Here is a 16,061-nt window from a genome sequence, read left to right on the forward strand (position 1 = left end):
TGTGCTGCGCTGCTGGGCGCGTGATTTTGCCAAGGAGGCCTCCGTCATTGAATGGATGTGCAGGTGGCGCGCAGGGGCGCCAAGAGCAGGCGAGAGGCATTGGCTAGATCAACATGGCTGTGCGTCGTCGTGCAGTTTTATGTTACATCAAATGCGGGTCATTCTCATTTGCATTGATGTTGTGGCGCCACAGTTTTCAGGCTTTCCGGCGAAAAAAAACCGGCAAAGCCGGTTTTCTTGAGACAGCCAGGGAAGGGCTGCTTACTTGACGTGCTTGCCGATCAGGCCGGCCAGTTCGAACATCGACACTTGCGGCTTGCCGAACAGTTCCTTGAGCTTGGCGTCTGCATTGATGTTGCGCTTGTTGGCGGCATCCTGCAGGTTGTTGGCCTTGATGTAGACCCACAGCTTGCTGATGATCTCCGTGCGCGGCAGCGGTGCCGAGCCCACCACGGCGGCCAGCGCGGGGCTGGGCGTGAGCGCCTTCATGAAGGCGGCATTGGGTGTGCGCTTCTTGGCGGGCGCGGCGGCCTGGGTAGCGGGCGCCTTGGCTGCGGGAGCGGCTTTTGCCGGAGCTTTTTTTGCAGTTGCCATGTTGGGTTGTCCTTGTTGGAAGTAAATTTTCACCAGCGAAAGCGAGAATTTCCCACTGGCACAGGGATGCTACTGGGAAAAAAACACCTTTCCAAGCGAGACGGCGCTTTTTTTCCCTCGATTTGTTGCTGTGGTGCACTGTGGGTGCGGCCGTGGGTCATGAAAGAAGTCCATTGCCGCGCCATCGGGGGCGGGGCGCGCTGCGAGACAATGCGCCCACGCCCAGGTGGCCATCCGCTTTTTCCCTGCAACTTCCCGCGTGAAAGGTTTCCCAGCCATGACAGCCCCTTCTTCCACGGCATTCAGCACCTGCGATTTCTGCGATGCGCACAAGGGCGATGGCAGCGGCACATTTCGCGTGCTGCCGCCCGTATTTCAGAGCTACGGCGGCCTGGCGGCCTTTGCCGGCGCCGTGGCAACGGTGAAGTGCTTCGAGGACAACACCCTGGTCAAGGCCGCAGTGGATTCCCCCGGCCAGGGCCGCGTGCTCGTGGTGGATGGCGGAGGCTCGTTGCGCCGCGCCTTGGTGGGCGGCAATCTGGCCGCCGCCGCTGCCCGCAATGGTTGGGCGGGGTTGGTGGTGGATGGCTGCGTGCGCGATGTTGCCGAGCTGAACGCCGCCGCCGTGGGCATACGCGCCCTGGGCCTGATGCCCCTGCCCACCGAAAAGCGCAACGAAGGCCAGCGCGATGTGGCGGTGCAGATCCAGGGCGTGTGGGTGCGCACTGGCGACTGGCTTTATGCGGATGCCGACGGTATCGTGGTCAGTGCCCGGTCACTGTTGGCCTGAGCCTTCCCGCTGGCCCACACGCAAGGCCGCGCGCGTGGGCAGGGTGGCCAGCAGCACGCTGGCCAGCGCAATGCCGAACGCCAGCAACTGCAGGCCCGAGAAGGACTCGCCCAACACCAGCACACCCACCAGGGCGGCGCTGACAGGCAGCAGCACGGTGAATATGCCGCCTTGCGCGGCGGGCACGACTTTCAGGCCTGTCATCCACAACCACACGGTCCACATGCAGGCGGCCAGCGCATAAAACACCAGCAGCAGCCAGGTGGCCCAGCCTACCGCTGCAAAGTCAAACCCCCAGGCCATGTAAAGGCCCAGCGGGGTGGAAAGCGCAAACCCCCACACGTTGATCAGCGAGGTGATGCGTTTGGGTCCGAGTGCCCCTGTAAGTTTCTTGCCGATGACCGAATACGCCGCTTCGCAGACCACGGCACCCACCAGAAGCAATTGCCCCAGCCAGACAAGGTTTGAAGTGTTTTTGGCATCTAGCGCTTGTGGTGCATGCGCAATATGCTCTGATTTTGATAGCGAAAGCAGTGCAATACCGGCCACCGCACAGGCCACCGCCACCCAAGTGCGGGGCGCCACGCGTTCGCGCAGGAAGGCCCAACTCATCACTGCGACGGCCGCCGGTATGGCGGCCATGATCACGCCTGCGGTCACGGCACTGGTCAGGCTGACGCCATAGATCATGCAGACGGTGAACAGGAAATTGCCCAGGAAGGACTCCAGAAACAGCAGCCACCGTACCTGGGGCGTGAGTGGCGGTTCGTCGGCTGGCTTCTTCAGCCAGTGCACCATGGCCAGCCCGCCAATTCCAAAACGCAACCAGGCCAGCAGAAACACAGGCAAAGCGGCTGCGAGCGGCTTGGACAGCGCTACATAGCTGCCCACCAGTGCCATGCTCAGGGCCAGGCACAGATAGGCGATAGGGCGGCTTGGGGCGTTCACTGGGCTGGAAGATTGAGAAATCAGGACGCGTGCATCATGCCCGACGAAGCGAGGTCCATTTCCGGGCTGATGCGCCTTCGTGGGTGGAAACGGTGGATGGGAACATCCAGCGCGAGGGAGCGCGCGGTTGCACGCGGGGGGATATGTCGCATGGGTGAAACCAACCCGGTCTACATTGCGGACAGCACGCACGAAGGTCAGCGGGGCATTTGTCGATGGAATTTCTCACGATACAAAAATTCAATTTCATTATTTGAAATACTGAACATGCTGCATCGCCGCAAATTTTCTCAATACGAGAAAATTATTTTCATATTGAGGAATGTTGTTGATAAGTTATTGTTTTTTAATGAAAAAATTTATATCTTATATAAGACATAAGAGCTTGCGCAAGTCTTATAGAAGACATAAAGTTGTCTTCAAGGGCGGCACACAGCAGCCCGGCGTTTTCAACCAACCCCCTGGAGTGATCTCATGCCCCAATCCCTGAACGAACAACTGAGCCGCGAACAGCAAATTGCCGCCCTGGAAAAAGACTGGGCCCAGAACCCCCGCTGGAAGGGTGTGAAGCGCGGTTACTCCGCCGCTGACGTGGTGCGCCTGCGCGGCTCGCTGCCCATCGAACACACGCTGGCAAAGCGCGGTGCTGAAAAGCTGTGGGACAAGATCAACGGCGGCGCCAAGAAGGGCTACGTCAACGCTTTCGGCGCCATCTCTGCCGGCCAGGCCATGCAGCAAGCCAAGGCAGGCCTCGAAGCCGTGTACCTGTCGGGCTGGCAAGTCGCCGCTGACGGCAACACCAGCGAAACCATGTATCCCGACCAGTCGCTGTATGCCTACGACTCGGTGCCCACCATGGTTCGACGCATCAACAACACCTTCAAGCGCGCCGACGAAATCCAGTGGGGCCGTGGCATCAACCCCGGCGACAAGGAATTCATCGACTATTTCCTGCCCATCGTGGCGGATGCAGAAGCCGGTTTCGGCGGCGTGCTGAACGCCTTCGAGTTGATGAAAAACATGATCCAGTCGGGCGCAGCAGGCGTGCACTTCGAAGACCAGCTGGCCGCTGTAAAGAAGTGCGGCCACATGGGTGGCAAGGTGCTGGTGCCTACGCAGGAAGCCTGCGAAAAGCTGATCTCCGCACGCTTTGCTGCTGACGTGATGGGCGTGTCCACCATCGTGCTGGCCCGCACCGATGCAGAAGCCGCCAACCTGATCACGTCCGACCACGATGCCAATGACAAGCCTTTCCTGACCGGCGAGCGCACGCAAGAAGGCTTCTACCGCGTGAAGAACGGCCTGGAGCAAGCCATCAGCCGTGGTGTTGCCTACGCTCCCTACGCCGACCTGGTGTGGTGCGAAACCGGCGTGCCAGACATCGGATTCGCCCGTGAATTCGCGCAGGCCGTGCACGCCGCCTGCCCCGGCAAGCTGCTGTCGTACAACTGCTCGCCATCGTTCAACTGGAAGAAGAACCTCGACGACAAGCAGATCGCGTCCTTCCAGGAAGATCTGTCGGCACTGGGCTACAAGTACCAGTTCATCACGCTGGCCGGTATCCACATCAACTGGTTCAACACCTTCCAGTTCGCCCATGCATACGCCAACGGCGAAGGCATGAAGCACTACGTGAACATGGTGCAAGAGCCTGAATTCGCAGCACGCGACAAGGGCTACACCTTCGTGTCGCACCAGCAGGAAGTGGGCGCAGGCTACTTCGACGACGTGACCACGGTGATCCAGGGCGGTTCGTCTTCCGTGAAGGCCCTGACGGGTTCGACCGAAGAAGAGCAGTTCCACTGATCTGAGAGCTTTCTGCGCCGCTTGGTTGTGGCGCGAAATGCACTCACCAAAAAGCCCGGTCCAAATGCTTCGGGCTTTTTTGTTGTCTGCAAGGTTAAAATAGGGGTAAATTCACTGCACAAGAGCGAGAAAGGCAATCTGGTTATGACACCGCGAACTACATCGGAGATGTTGACCGGCCGTTAAGGCTGGCTGTTCGCGCCTGCACGAGATTGCACACACCTCCAAGAAGCGCGGCCCTGTTCCGCGCTTTTTTGTTTCCTGGGCCTGGCGCGTGCCCGCACCCATTGCACTGATTGAAAAGAAAGAGTTACCCCCATGATTCACATCACGCTTCCCGACGGTTCACAGCGCGAGTTTCCGGGCCCCGTCACGGTGGCCGAAGTGGCAGCCTCCATTGGCTCGGGTCTGGCCAAAGCCGCATTGGCGGGGAAGATCGGAGACCAGATGGTAGATACCAGCTACCAGATCACGGCTGACAGTCCGCTGTCCATCATTACCGCCAAGGATGCCGATGGTCTGGACGTGATCCGCCACTCCACCGCCCACTTGCTGGCCTATGCCGTCAAGGAACTGTTTCCAGATGCGCAGGTCACCATCGGTCCGGTGATCGAAAACGGCTTTTATTACGACTTTGCCTACAAGCGCCCCTTCACGCCCGAAGACTTGGTTGCCATCGAAAAGCGCATGGCCGAACTGGCGGCCAAGGATGAGCCTGTGGTACGTCGCGTGTTGCCGCGTGATGAGGCAGTGGCGTACTTCAAGGGTCTGGGTGAGCACTACAAGGCAGAAATCATTGCCAGCATCCCCAGCAACGAAGACGTGAGCCTGTACCGCGAAGGCAATTTCGAAGATCTGTGTCGCGGCCCGCATGTGCCCAGCACCGGCAAGCTCAAGTTCTTCAAGCTCATGAAGGTGGCGGGGGCCTACTGGCGTGGTGATCACCGCAACGAAATGCTGCAGCGGGTCTATGGCACGGCCTGGGCCACCAAGGATGAATTGCAGCAGTATTTGACGATGCTGGAGGAGGCCGAAAAGCGCGACCACCGCAAGCTGGGGCGTGAGCTTGACTTGTTCCACATCGACGACCATGCGCCGGGCGTCGTGTTCTGGCATCCCAAGGGCTGGTCGGTGTGGCAGGAGGTAGAGCAGTACATGCGCCGCGTCTACCGCGACAACGGCTACCAGGAGGTCAAGGGCCCGCAACTGCTTGACAAGACGCTGTGGGAGAAGACCGGTCACTGGGACAAATACCGCGACAACATGTTCACGACCGAATCGGAAAAGCGCGACTATGCGCTCAAGCCGATGAACTGCCCCGGCCACATCCTGATCTTCAAGCAAGGTATCAAGAGCTACCGCGATCTGCCGCTGCGCTATGGTGAATTCGGCCAGTGCCACCGCAACGAGCCCACGGGCGGCTTGCACGGCATCATGCGTGTGCGCGGCTTCACGCAGGATGACGGGCATATTTTCTGCACCGAAGACCAGATTCAGCCCGAGGTGCTGGCTTTCACGCGCCTGCTGCAAAAGGTCTACCAGGACTTCGGCTTTACCGACATCATTTACAAGGTCGCTACGCGCCCCGAAGCGCGTATAGGCTCCGACGAGATTTGGGACAAGGCCGAGGCCGCGCTCATCGACAGCCTTGAGGCTTCTGGCTGTGAATACGTGCTTTCACCCGGTGAAGGCGCGTTCTATGGCCCCAAGATCGAGTACACGCTCAAGGACGCGATTGGCCGTCAGTGGCAGTGCGGCACCATCCAGGTGGACTTTTCCATGCCCGAGCGGCTGGATGCCGAGTATGTAGGGGAAGACGGCGCTCGCCATCGCCCCGTGATGCTGCACCGTGCCATTGTGGGCAGTCTGGAGCGTTTCATCGGCATCCTGATCGAGCAGCATGCCGGCGCGTTGCCTGTCTGGCTGGCGCCGGTGCAGATTGCGGTGCTCAACATCACCGATGCGCAGGGCGATTACTGTCGTGAAATGGCTGCAAAACTGCAAAAAGCACTGCCCCATCAAGACCTTAGGGTGGCGCTCGACCTGCGCAACGAGAAGATTACGTATAAAATACGCGAGCATTCGTTGCAAAAGCTGCCTTATATACTTGTCGCTGGTGACAAGGAGAAGGCAGCAGGTGCCGTCGCAGTGCGCGGCCGGGGCAATCGAGACCTCGGCGTGATGTCCGTTGAAGCGTTCGCAGAGTTGATCGCCCAGGACATCGCCTCCAAAGTGTGATTTTGATAGAAAACATGCTCTGGCCCGCGCCCATTGTGCGGTGTTAGCTACTTATTTTGTAGCATTTTGATTCAAGGAAGATAGCCATCGCTACTGAATTTCGTGATCGTCGCCACCGTGAAGAGCGCAAGCACCGCCTGAACCGTGAAATCATGGCCCCCGAAGTCCGTCTTTCCGGGCCTGAGAATGAGCCTTTGGGAGTGGTGAGCTTGATGGAAGCCCTGCGCATGGCGGGCGAGTTGGATGTGGATCTGGTGGAAATCGCCGCGACGGCGAATCCGCCAGTGTGCCGCCTGATGGACTATGGCAAGTTCAAGTACCAGGAACAAAAGCGTGCTGCCGAAGCCAAGGCCAAGCAGACGGTCATCGAGATCAAGGAAGTCAAATTCCGTCCGGGTACGGACGATGGCGACTACAACATCAAGATGCGCAACATTCGCCGTTTTTTGGCGGATGGAGACAAGTGCAAGATCACGCTGCGGTTTCGCGGCCGTGAAATTACGCACCAAGAACTCGGTTTGGCTTTGCTGAACCGGATTCGTGATGAGTTGGCTGACAGCATCATCATTGAGCAGTTTCCCAAGCTGGAAGGCCGCCAGATGATCATGATGATTGCCCCTGGCAAGAAGAAGCCTACAGCCAAGCCGGTGGCAGAAACTGCTTCAGTTTCCGGCACTTCGGCCTGAGGTGGTTTTGAGAATTTGAACACTGCGTTCGCAAGAGTGCAGTGTTCGAGTCGGTGGTGCTTTGGCATCGTCGAGCGAAAGGCGAAAGCCTTTCGATAAAAGTGGCTCGGGGCCAACAAGTTTGCAGATCGGTTTGCAAACGCCTCACGAGCACAACGAAAAGGAGCATTCACATGCCCAAAATGAAGACCAAGAGCAGCGCGAAAAAACGTTTCCGCGTTCGTCCCGGTGGCACCGTCAAGCGCGGTCAAGCCTTCAAGCGTCACATCTTGACCAAGAAGACCACCAAGAACAAGCGCCATCTGCGTGGTGCAGTGAATGTGCATGAGACCAATATGGGCTCGATCGCACAAATGCTGCCCAGCGCTGGCCTTTAATAACTGACGAACAAGGAGTACATACATGCCTCGCGTCAAACGTGGTGTAACGGCCCGTGCCCGTCACAAGAAAGTTCTCGCCCTTGCAAAGGGTTTCCGTGGTCGCCGCGGTAACGTCTTCCGTATCGCCAAACAGGCGGTAATGAAGGCTGGGCAATATGCCTACCGTGACCGCCGCACCAAGAAGCGCGTGTTCCGCCAGTTGTGGATCGCCCGTATCAACGCCGCTGCCCGTGAACTGGGCCTGACCTACAGCCAGTTCGCCAACGGCCTGAAGAAGGCATCCATCGAGATCGACCGCAAGATGCTGGCCGACCTCGCCGTGCACGACAAGGCTGCCTTTGGCAGCATCGTGGAACAAGTCAAGGCCAAGCTGGCTGCTTGAGTTCACGATGAGTGGCTATCGTTTTGATAGCTGCTTGCGCAATAACAGCAAGGGCTAGGGCTTGAAAAGGCACTAGCCCTTGTTCATTTTCAAGAGTCGATATGAACGAGTTGGATTCCCTGGTCGAGAGCGCGACGCAACTGTTTGCCCAAAGCGCCACCCCTGCTGACCTCGAAAACGCCAAGGCGCAGTTTTTGGGCAAGTCGGGCCGCGTGACCGAGCTCATGAAGGGCATGGCGCAGCTGTCCGTCGAGGAGAAAAAGTCTCGCGGTGCGGCCATCAACGTGGCCAAGCAGGCCATCGAGGCAGCTCTCACTGCGCGCCGCCAGGCATTGGCCGACGCCGAACTGCAGGTGCAGCTCAAGGCCGAAGCGCTGGACGTGAGCCTGCCAGGCCGCCAGCGCGGGCAGGGTGGTCTGCACCCGGTATCGCTCACGCTCGAACGCATCCAGGGTATCTTCGGCTCCATGGGTTTCGACGTGGCCGAAGGCCCCGAGATCGAAACCGACTGGTTTAACTTCACCGCACTGAACACGCCGGAAGACCATCCCGCGCGTTCCATGCACGACACCTTCTATGTCGAGGGCGGCACCCCCGGCGCCCCCAACCTGCTGCGCACCCACACCAGCCCGGTGCAGGTGCGCCACGCGGTCCAGCACGTCAAGACCCACCGTGCACTGTTGGATGCCGGCCAGCCCATGCCCGAGATTCGCGTCATCGTGCCGGGTCGCACCTACCGCGTGGACAGCGATGCCACGCATTCGCCCATGTTCCACCAGTGCGAAGGCCTGTGGATTGGTGAGAACGTGAGCTTCAAGGACCTGAAGGTCATCTTCACGGCCTTCTGCCGCACCTTCTTTGAAAGCGACGACCTCGTGCTGCGCTTTCGTCCCAGCTTCTTCCCGTTCACCGAGCCCAGCGCCGAGATCGACATCCAGTTCCAGGCGGGCCCATTGGCTGGCCGCTGGCTCGAAGTGGCTGGCTCGGGCCAGGTGCACCCCAACGTGGTGCGCAACATGGGGCTCGACCCCGAGAAGTACATCGGCTTTGCCTTCGGCATGGGGCCTGACCGGCTGACCATGCTGCGCTATGGCGTGAACGACCTGCGCCTGTTCTTCGACGGCGATATCCGCTTTCTGTCGCAGTTCCAATAATGCAAAAAAGTGAGCTGCTCGCGCTTTATTTCATTGGGTTTCAGAATGATTTAAGCCTGAAACCAATATTTGACAAGCGCAAGTAGCTGCTTTTTTTATAGCAAACGCCAAAGAATCTCTCCACTATGCAATTCCCCGAGTCCTGGTTGCGCGAATTCTGCAACCCACCGCTGACCACCCAAGAACTGGCCGACACCCTCACCATGGCGGGCCTGGAAGTCGAAGAGCTGCGCCCCGTGGCGCCGCCGTTCACCAAGATCGTGGTGGGCGAAATCAAGGAGGCCGTGCAGCACCCCGACGCCGACCGTCTGCGTGTGTGCCAAGTGGACGTGGGGCAGGGCGCCCTGCTCAACATCGTCTGTGGCGCACCCAATGCCCGCGTGGGCATCAAGGTGCCTTGCGCGTTGGTGGGCGCCGAGCTGCCGCCTGGCGATGACGGCAAGCCTTTCCTGATCAAGGTGGGCAAGCTGCGCGGCGTGGAGAGCCAGGGCATGCTGTGTTCTGCCCGTGAGCTCAAGCTGTCGGAAGACCATGGCGGCCTGCTGGAGCTGGATACCTCCGCGCCCGTGGGCCAGGACATTCGTGTGCATCTGAACCTGGATGACACGCTGTTCACCCTGAAGCTGACGCCCAATCTGGCGCATTGCCTGAGCGTGTATGGCATCGCGCGCGAAGTGTCCGCCCTCACAGGCGTGCCGCTGCAGCAGCCGTCGTTCCCCGCAGTGGCCGCCAAGTTGGCCGACAAACTGCCCGTGAAGGTGAGCGCGCCCGACCTGTGTGGCCGCTTCTCCGGCCGCATCGTGCGCAACGTGAACACACGCGCTGCCACGCCGCCATGGATGCTGGACCGCCTGGCCCGCTGCGGCCAGCGTGGCGTGTCGCCGCTGGTGGACATCTCGAACTATGTGATGTTCGAATTGGGCCGCCCGTCGCACATTTTTGACCTGGACAAGATCCACGGCGGCTTGCATGTGCGCTGGGGCAAGCCGGGTGAGCAGCTCAAGCTGCTCAATGGCAACACGATCACCGTGGACGACAAGGTGGGTGTGATCGCCGACGACAACCAGGTTGAATCGCTGGCCGGCATCATGGGTGGTGACGCGACCGCGGTGTCCGACGACACGAAGCACATCTACATCGAGGCCGCGTTCTGGTGGCCCAAGGCAGTGGCAGGCCGCTCGCGCCGCTTCAACTTCTCGACCGATGCCGGTCACCGCTTCGAGCGCGGCGTGGACCCGAGCCTGACTGTGGAGCACATCGAGCGCATCACCCAACTCGTCATCGATATCTGCGGTACGCCCGAGACGGTGTGCGGCCCCATGGATGACCAGGCGATGAACCTGCCTGTGCCGCAGCCCGTCACGCTGCGTGTGGCGCGTGCCGCTAAGGTTATCGGCATGCCGCTGACGCCAGCCCAGTGTGCCGATGCGTTGCAGCGCCTGGGACTGCCCGTGGTGCAGGGCGAGGGCACACTCACGGTCACGCCCCCCGCATACCGTTTCGATATCACCATCGAGGAAGACCTGATCGAAGAAGTTGCGCGCATGGTGGGCTATAACAACCTGCCCACCACGCCGCCGCTGGCGCCCATCACGCCCAAGCTGGCTCCCGAGGCCACGCGCAGCCCGTTTGCCGTGCGCCGCTCGCTGGCGGGCCTGGGCTACCAGGAGACGATCAACTTCAGCTTTGTGGAAGAGCGCTGGGAACATGAGCTGGCAGCCAATGTGCAGCCCATCAAGCTGCTCAACCCCATTGCAAGCCAGATGAGCGTCATGCGCTCTACGCTATTGGGTTCTCTGCTACAAGTTTTGAAGTTCAACCTGGACCGCAAGGCCCAGCGCGTGCGCGTGTTCGAACTGGGCCGCGTGTTCCTGCGCGACGCCAGCGTGCGCAACACCGACACCACGGTGGAAGGTTTCCTCCAGCCTATGCGTGTTGCCGGTCTGGCCTACGGCCCCAACGACATGCTGCAATGGGGCCGCAAGGAGCAGGCCATTGATTTTTTCGACGTGAAGGGCGATGTGCAAGCGCTGCTGGCGCCCTTGCGCGCCACGTTCGAGCCTGGCACCCACCCCGCGATGCACCCCGGCCGCTGCGCACGCGTGCTGGTGGACGGCCGCGCCATCGGTTTTGTGGGCGAGCTGCATCCGCAGTGGCGCCAGTCGTGGGATCTGCCCCAGGCGCCGGTGATGTTCGAGCTGGAGCTTGACGCGGTGCTGCAGCGCGTGGTGCCCCAGTTCCAGCCGGTCGCCAAGCACCAGGCGGTCGAGCGCGATCTGGCGGTGGTGGTGGCCGAGCGCGTGACGCATACCGAGGTGATGGATGCCATCGCGGCGGCTGTGCCCGGCACCATGCTGCGTTCCGCCGTGCTGTTTGACGTGTACCGACCCAAGCCCTTGCGCGCTGGCGAAGTTGCGCCCGCCGGCGGACTGGCTGCCGGCGAGAAGAGTCTGGCGGTGCGCCTGACGCTGGGGCGTGCCGAGGCAACGCTGACGGAAGCCGAGATCGATACTGCGGTGCAGGCTGTTGTGGCCCAATTGGTTGCCCGCACCGGTGGACGGTTGCGTGTTTGATGTAGAACCGGGAGCGCCTACGTGATTGAATTTGCGGTAGAAAGTATCGAAACCCCTGCGCTGACCAAGGCGCAACTGGCCGACCTGCTGTTCGATCAGATCGGGTTGAACAAGCGCGAGTCCAAGGACATGATCGACGCTTTCTTTGACCTGATTGCGCAACGCCTGGTGGACGGCAAGGACGTCAAGCTTTCGGGTTTTGGCAACTTCCAGATCCGGACCAAGGCGCCGCGACCGGGCCGAAACCCGCGCACCGGTGAAGCCATTCCCATCCAGGCGCGCAGGGTGGTGACTTTTCATGCCAGCAGCAAACTCAAGGAGCAAATCCAGTCTGCTGCTTCGGTTCCGGCTTTGGCTTTGGTGTGAGTTTTGATCCAACTGGCAACTGAATTGCCAATGCGGTCTGGCGTTTACAGGGCGTCTGCAGTACGCTAGTCAGCTTTTCGTCCGAATCACCACCCATGGGCACCCAGCTTCCATCCATTCCCGCCAAGCGGTACTTCACGATTGGTGAAGTTGCGGAGTTGTGTGGCGTCAAGCCACATGTCCTGCGCTATTGGGAGCAGGAATTCACCCAGTTGCGGCCCATGAAACGGCGAGGCAACCGCCGGTATTACCAGCACCACGAGGTGCTGATGATCCGACGCATCCGCGACTTGCTGTACGACCAGGGCTTCACCATCAGCGGGGCGCGCAATCGCTTGCAGGATCCAGTGCCTTCCGCGCACGATGAAGCGCCGCTGCCACCGGTGTTGATGTCGGAATTGGTGTCCATGCGCACGGGCGCAGACATCGCCCAAGGCGCGGGCACTGATGTGCTTGGCGGTTTGTTCGACAGCAATGCGGTGCGCCAGGAATTATTTGAAATTCGTGCATTGCTTTCCCTGAACTGAAGAATTTTCTGTATATAATTTAAGTCTTGTCGGCGTGTAGCGCAGCCAGGTAGCGCACTTGCATGGGGTGCAAGGGGTCGCGAGTTCGAATCCCGCCACGCCGACCATTGATAGCAAAAGCCCAGAGCCGAAAGGTTCTGGGCTTTTTTGCTTTGTGCCAGGGATGGGCACACAAAGCAGGTGCGCCGGGCCACGCGCTGCTCACGGTGAGCGTGATGACGCACCAGCGCATGTGCGCTGCCAGATGCGGAATGCGGAATGCAAGCGGAGAGCTTGAATCGTGAGCCCATGCGTTGATAACGACGAAATCGCAGCTGTGTTGCGTGGGCATGAAGACTACGCCGCTGGCAAGGCTCAATGCACGTGCACGTGCACGTGCATGTGCATGTGCATGCGCATGTAGAACGCTGACGTGGGCACAAGCGATAAAACCTGGTGCGATTGAACTGGCAGGCGGCCTGTGAACGGTTCAAGGCCAACCGCACCACCCTTGATACCCGGTACCTGCAAGCTCAAGCGAGCTTCGAGCAGCAGGTTTTCTGATGAGGGTGTCGGGTGGCTATTTGCACGCCACTGTGGTCATTTGGCGGGACTCGCGGGACTCGCGGGAATCATGGGAATCATGGGGCTGGAGATCAGCGCCAGGTTGTCTGCCAGCGTTGCGGCAGACAGCTCACCCGCGCGCACTGCGGCCAATCGGCCCTGGCCGTCATAGAACAGCGTTGTGGGCAGGGCCTTGTAGCCCAGGCTGCTGCCCAGCTGGGAGGCTTGGTCCAGCACCACATCGGCATGCGGCAAGCCATGCTGGGTGGCAAAGCGTGAGACGACATCGGGCGCCTCGCCTTGGTTGACCCACAGGAAGCGGATTTGTGGCTTTGCATTGCGCGCTTGCAGCAGCACCGGCATCTCGCGCCTGCAGGGCGGGCACCAGCTGGCCCATAGATTCACCACCACGGGTTGGCCGCGCAGATCTGGCAGTGAGACGGTGCGCGCATCCAGTGCCACGCCGTGCCAGGGTGGCAGGTCTGCCACGCGTGGTGGGGCCGTGGCGTGCAGCAGCGCCAGGCCCGCCAGCCAGACGGCAGTGAACGTGGCCAGACCTGCCGTTGCAGGCCGGCGCCAGGGGCTGCGCCGCAACCACAACACGGTGCAGTAGAGCAGGGCGGCACCCAGGCCGGCCCAGGGTTCCCAGCCACCGTCGCGGATGTTGATGATCGACCAGGGTGCAGCGACATATTCATCGGTGTAGCGCAGCACAAAGCCCAGGCGCGCTGCCAGCAGCGCCACAAGAGCCATTCGCCAGCCGTGCGGGCCGGGCGCAAGGCCCCGGCGCACGGACAGGCGTTCATGCACCCAGACGCCCAGTTGCCAGCCGGCCAGCATGATGAGCAGTGCCCAGGGCAGCACCAGCGGGCCTAAATGCAGCATGCGTTCCATGGTCGTCAGTCCTTTTCAGCCTGGTGCAATGCCATGCGCAGGGGCGGCATCTGCAGCGCAAGTGGGCAGCCGCAGCCGGGCGACCAGGCCGGGTGTGCCGGGCTCCAGCACCAGCGTGCCGCCCGCACTTTCTGCGATGCGGTGCACGATGGTCAGCCCCAGTCCACTGCCCGGATCGCTGCCAGACTTGCGCCAAAAGCGCTTCAGCGCCTGCCCGCATTCATCTGCCGTGAGGCCCGGCCCCTGGTCACGCACGCAAATTTCCACCTGCCCGTCGCCAGCGGTGCCTGCGTGCCATTGCAGCGTGGCGCTCACGGATGTCGGGCCACGGTGGTAGCGCAGTGCGTTGTCTACAAGGTTGGTGATGGCGCAGGTCAGCAGCGCCGGCGCCAGGGGCAACTGGACGGTTTCCCAGGCCGCGGGCTCGGACGGCACCTCGCGCGCGTCCAGCGTTATGGCGGGCACTGCGCTGCCTTCGTTTTTGGCGCGGTGCAGGGATTGCCGGCAGGCCAGTCGAAAGGCTTGCGCAATATCGGTACCCACTGTGTGGCGCGTGTCGCCGGCAGTGGCCGTTTCCACGCGAGCCAGCTGCAGTAGCTGCTCCAGCGTTGCGTGCATGTGGTCGATGCCCTCACCCGCCTGGCGCAAGGCGTTGGCCACCCTGTCCTGCGGGGCATTCGGTGTATTGGCAGCCAGCGCCATTTGCGCGACTTGCACATGGGTCTTGATGGCCGTGAGGGGGGTGCGCAGCTCGTGTGCCGCATCTGTGGTCCAGCGGCGTTCATGTTCAATGCTGGCGTCCATGCGCTCCAGCAGCTGGTTCAGGCTGTCGACGAGCGGGGCCAGTTCCTTGATGTCGTGGCCTGACTTGACGGGCGTTGGGTCTTGCGGCGGGCGTTCAGCCAGCTCGTCGCGCAAACGCTGCAGTGGCTGCAGGCTGAGCGTGCAGATCCACCACGTGAGCAGCAGGACGCCGACAAGCGCCAGGGCAAAAGGCAGCACCAGCGAGCGCAGGAAGGTCTGCACCAGATGATCGCGCATGTCCAGCCGGTCGGCGGTGGCCACGCGCACGCCGTTTTCCTCCAGCACATAGGTGCGCCACTGCTTTCCGCCCTTGGTGATCTGGCCAAAACCCGCGCTGCCTGCGGACGCCATGTCAGGAATATTGTTGGTTCTGGCGATGGGCAAAAAATCCACCTCGCTGCGAACCAGGCTCACCTCGCAGGCCACGCCATCGCGCGCTATCACCGAGAGCAGTGCATCGTTTTGCGCACGCGGTGCGGTGGCCAGTTGCATGGGTTGGAACTGCACCACGATGCCTGCCACCATTCGGGCCGAGGCGATCAGCCGATCGTCCAGCATGGTGCGCAGTTCGCGCTGCATGTTGGTGAATTGCCAGGCCGCCACGCCGCCCCAGATGAGGCACATGGTGAGGCTCAGGCCCAGCACCAAACGCAGGCGCAGACTTTTCGGCAGGGGCGTCATGTCGTGCTGTCGCAGTAGCGGGCGCCAAGGCGAAAACCTTGACCGCGCACGGTGTCGATCACGTCGGCACCCAGCTTCTTGCGCAGGTGGTGCACGTGCACGTTGACGGTGTTGCTGCCCACGTCCAGGTCCAGTCCATAGAGACTGTTGTGCAGCTGCGCCGGGCTCAGCACGCGCCCGCGCGCCTGCACCAGTGCCGACAGCAGCGCCCATTCGCGGCGCGCAATCTCCACGGGCTTGCCTTCGCGGGAGATCTCGCCCGTCGCCATGTTGACCTGGCAGTCGCCCAGCATCATCAGATCGCCGGCACGCCCGCCCGCGCGGCGCAGCAACGCGCGCAGTCGCATCACCAGCTCCTGCAGATCGAAGGGCTTGGTCAGGTAGTCATCGGTGCCCGTCTGAAAACCGGCCATCTTGTCCTCGATGGTGCCGCGTGCGGTGAGGATGAGCACCGGCACATCCCGCCCCTGCGCGCGCCAGTGGCGCAGCAGGTCGATGCCGTCGCCATCGGGCAGGCCCAGGTCCAGCACGCAGGCATCAAAGTCACGGCGGGCCATGTGGGCTCTGGCCTGGGCCACGCTGGCCGCCGTGTCGCTGGTGAAGCCATGCAGTTCCAGCCCGGTCTGGATGCCGCTGGCAACCAGGGTGTTGTCTTCGACGATCAGAATGTGCATGGAGTGCGGCTGTGGGGGAGT

16 protein-coding genes and 1 tRNA gene are annotated in these 16,061 nt (G+C 61.3%); 12 read left to right on the forward strand and 5 right to left on the reverse strand.

Going from position 1 to position 16,061, the window contains the following annotated elements:
• Nucleotides 1-261 precede the first annotated feature (261 nt).
• The gene (locus tag CCX87_RS08245; RefSeq protein WP_087745414.1) at nt 262-594 is read right to left on the reverse strand and encodes an SWIB/MDM2 domain-containing protein; all 333 of its coding nucleotides are present in this window, start codon (nt 592-594) and stop codon (nt 262-264) included.
• Nucleotides 595-871: 277 nt separating this feature from the next.
• Here CCX87_RS08245 and rraA point away from each other — a divergent pair, with 277 nt between their 5' ends.
• On the forward strand, nt 872-1,384 hold the full coding sequence (gene rraA / locus CCX87_RS08250; protein ID WP_087745416.1) for a ribonuclease E activity regulator RraA: 513 nt from the start codon (nt 872-874) through the stop codon (nt 1,382-1,384).
• On the opposite strand, the gene CCX87_RS08255 is transcribed toward rraA, so the two are convergent.
• A complete protein-coding gene (locus CCX87_RS08255) occupies nt 1,370-2,332 on the reverse strand; it encodes a DMT family transporter (protein WP_087745419.1) in 963 nt (320 codons plus the stop codon). The two genes, rraA and CCX87_RS08255, sit on opposite strands and share 15 nt — an antisense overlap.
• 36 nt (nt 2,333-2,368) lie before the next feature.
• Between CCX87_RS08255 and CCX87_RS20765 the strand changes: the two genes are divergently transcribed.
• The 11 genes from CCX87_RS20765 to CCX87_RS08305 all read left to right on the forward strand — a co-directional run bounded on the left by CCX87_RS20765 (nt 2,369) and on the right by CCX87_RS08305 (nt 12,551).
• Nucleotides 2,369-2,713, forward strand: a complete 345-nt coding sequence (locus CCX87_RS20765; protein WP_143218343.1) for a hypothetical protein — start codon at nt 2,369-2,371, stop codon at nt 2,711-2,713.
• A gap of 93 nt (nt 2,714-2,806) precedes the next feature.
• Nucleotides 2,807-4,138 (forward strand): isocitrate lyase, encoded by a 1,332-nt coding sequence (gene aceA, locus CCX87_RS08260; protein WP_087745421.1) that lies wholly within the window; start codon nt 2,807-2,809, stop codon nt 4,136-4,138.
• 318 nt (nt 4,139-4,456) lie between these two features.
• On the forward strand, nt 4,457-6,376 hold the full coding sequence (gene thrS, locus CCX87_RS08265) for a threonine--tRNA ligase (protein WP_087745422.1): 1,920 nt from the start codon (nt 4,457-4,459) through the stop codon (nt 6,374-6,376).
• A gap of 80 nt (nt 6,377-6,456) precedes the next feature.
• Nucleotides 6,457-7,062, forward strand: a complete 606-nt coding sequence (infC, locus tag CCX87_RS08270) for a translation initiation factor IF-3 (RefSeq protein ID WP_087745424.1) — start codon at nt 6,457-6,459, stop codon at nt 7,060-7,062.
• A 173-nt stretch (nt 7,063-7,235) separates the two neighbouring features.
• Nucleotides 7,236-7,439, forward strand: a complete 204-nt coding sequence (rpmI, locus tag CCX87_RS08275) for a 50S ribosomal protein L35 (protein ID WP_005795135.1) — start codon at nt 7,236-7,238, stop codon at nt 7,437-7,439.
• A 25-nt stretch (nt 7,440-7,464) separates the two neighbouring features.
• A complete protein-coding gene (rplT, locus tag CCX87_RS08280) occupies nt 7,465-7,824 on the forward strand; it encodes a 50S ribosomal protein L20 (protein WP_005795139.1) in 360 nt (119 codons plus the stop codon).
• 101 nt (nt 7,825-7,925) lie between these two features.
• On the forward strand, nt 7,926-8,978 hold the full coding sequence (gene pheS / locus CCX87_RS08285; RefSeq protein ID WP_087745425.1) for a phenylalanine--tRNA ligase subunit alpha: 1,053 nt from the start codon (nt 7,926-7,928) through the stop codon (nt 8,976-8,978).
• A 125-nt stretch (nt 8,979-9,103) separates the two neighbouring features.
• On the forward strand, nt 9,104-11,551 hold the full coding sequence (gene pheT, locus CCX87_RS08290; protein WP_087745427.1) for a phenylalanine--tRNA ligase subunit beta: 2,448 nt from the start codon (nt 9,104-9,106) through the stop codon (nt 11,549-11,551).
• A gap of 21 nt (nt 11,552-11,572) precedes the next feature.
• Nucleotides 11,573-11,917 carry an integration host factor subunit alpha gene (locus CCX87_RS08295; RefSeq protein WP_087745429.1) on the forward strand — a complete coding sequence of 115 codons (345 nt, stop codon included), beginning with the start codon at nt 11,573-11,575 and terminating at the stop codon, nt 11,915-11,917.
• Between the two features lie 95 nt (nt 11,918-12,012).
• Nucleotides 12,013-12,444, forward strand: coding sequence for a MerR family transcriptional regulator (locus tag CCX87_RS08300; RefSeq protein WP_087745431.1), 432 nt, complete (start codon nt 12,013-12,015; stop codon nt 12,442-12,444).
• Between the two features lie 30 nt (nt 12,445-12,474).
• A tRNA-Pro gene (locus CCX87_RS08305) sits at nt 12,475-12,551 on the forward strand.
• Nucleotides 12,552-13,023: 472 nt separating this feature from the next.
• On the opposite strand, the gene CCX87_RS08310 is transcribed toward CCX87_RS08305, so the two are convergent.
• From CCX87_RS08310 to CCX87_RS08320, 3 genes are read right to left on the reverse strand one after another with little or no spacing between them, the layout of a single operon-like run.
• The gene (locus CCX87_RS08310) at nt 13,024-13,881 is read right to left on the reverse strand and encodes a TlpA disulfide reductase family protein (protein WP_087745433.1); all 858 of its coding nucleotides are present in this window, start codon (nt 13,879-13,881) and stop codon (nt 13,024-13,026) included.
• A 15-nt stretch (nt 13,882-13,896) separates the two neighbouring features.
• On the reverse strand, nt 13,897-15,366 hold the full coding sequence (locus CCX87_RS08315; RefSeq protein WP_087745435.1) for an ATP-binding protein: 1,470 nt from the start codon (nt 15,364-15,366) through the stop codon (nt 13,897-13,899).
• Nucleotides 15,363-16,040, reverse strand: a complete 678-nt coding sequence (locus tag CCX87_RS08320) for a response regulator (RefSeq protein ID WP_087745437.1) — start codon at nt 16,038-16,040, stop codon at nt 15,363-15,365. Before CCX87_RS08320 ends, CCX87_RS08315 begins: the two co-directional genes overlap by 4 nt.
• Between the last annotated feature and the right edge of the window lie 21 nt (nt 16,041-16,061).

It is taken from the genome of Acidovorax sp. T1 (assembly GCF_002176815.1).
Classification (GTDB): domain Bacteria; phylum Pseudomonadota; class Gammaproteobacteria; order Burkholderiales; family Burkholderiaceae_C; genus Acidovorax.

Bases quoted from the DNA above. Each gene is read 5' to 3' on its own strand.
- CCX87_RS08245 (WP_087745414.1), bottom strand. From the start codon at position 594: ATGGCAACTGCAAAAAAAGCTCCGGCAAAAGCCGCTCCCGCAGCCAAG.
- rraA (WP_087745416.1), top strand. From the start codon at position 872: ATGACAGCCCCTTCTTCCACGGCATTCAGCACCTGCGATTTCTGCGAT.
- CCX87_RS20765 (WP_143218343.1), top strand. From the start codon at position 2,369: ATGCCCGACGAAGCGAGGTCCATTTCCGGGCTGATGCGCCTTCGTGGG.
- aceA (WP_087745421.1), top strand. From the start codon at position 2,807: ATGCCCCAATCCCTGAACGAACAACTGAGCCGCGAACAGCAAATTGCC.
- thrS (WP_087745422.1), top strand. From the start codon at position 4,457: ATGATTCACATCACGCTTCCCGACGGTTCACAGCGCGAGTTTCCGGGC.
- rpmI (WP_005795135.1), top strand. From the start codon at position 7,236: ATGCCCAAAATGAAGACCAAGAGCAGCGCGAAAAAACGTTTCCGCGTT.
- rplT (WP_005795139.1), top strand. From the start codon at position 7,465: ATGCCTCGCGTCAAACGTGGTGTAACGGCCCGTGCCCGTCACAAGAAA.
- pheS (WP_087745425.1), top strand. From the start codon at position 7,926: ATGAACGAGTTGGATTCCCTGGTCGAGAGCGCGACGCAACTGTTTGCC.
- pheT (WP_087745427.1), top strand. From the start codon at position 9,104: ATGCAATTCCCCGAGTCCTGGTTGCGCGAATTCTGCAACCCACCGCTG.
- CCX87_RS08300 (WP_087745431.1), top strand. From the start codon at position 12,013: ATGGGCACCCAGCTTCCATCCATTCCCGCCAAGCGGTACTTCACGATT.
- CCX87_RS08310 (WP_087745433.1), bottom strand. From the start codon at position 13,881: ATGGAACGCATGCTGCATTTAGGCCCGCTGGTGCTGCCCTGGGCACTG.
- CCX87_RS08315 (WP_087745435.1), bottom strand. From the start codon at position 15,366: ATGACGCCCCTGCCGAAAAGTCTGCGCCTGCGTTTGGTGCTGGGCCTG.
- CCX87_RS08320 (WP_087745437.1), bottom strand. From the start codon at position 16,040: ATGCACATTCTGATCGTCGAAGACAACACCCTGGTTGCCAGCGGCATC.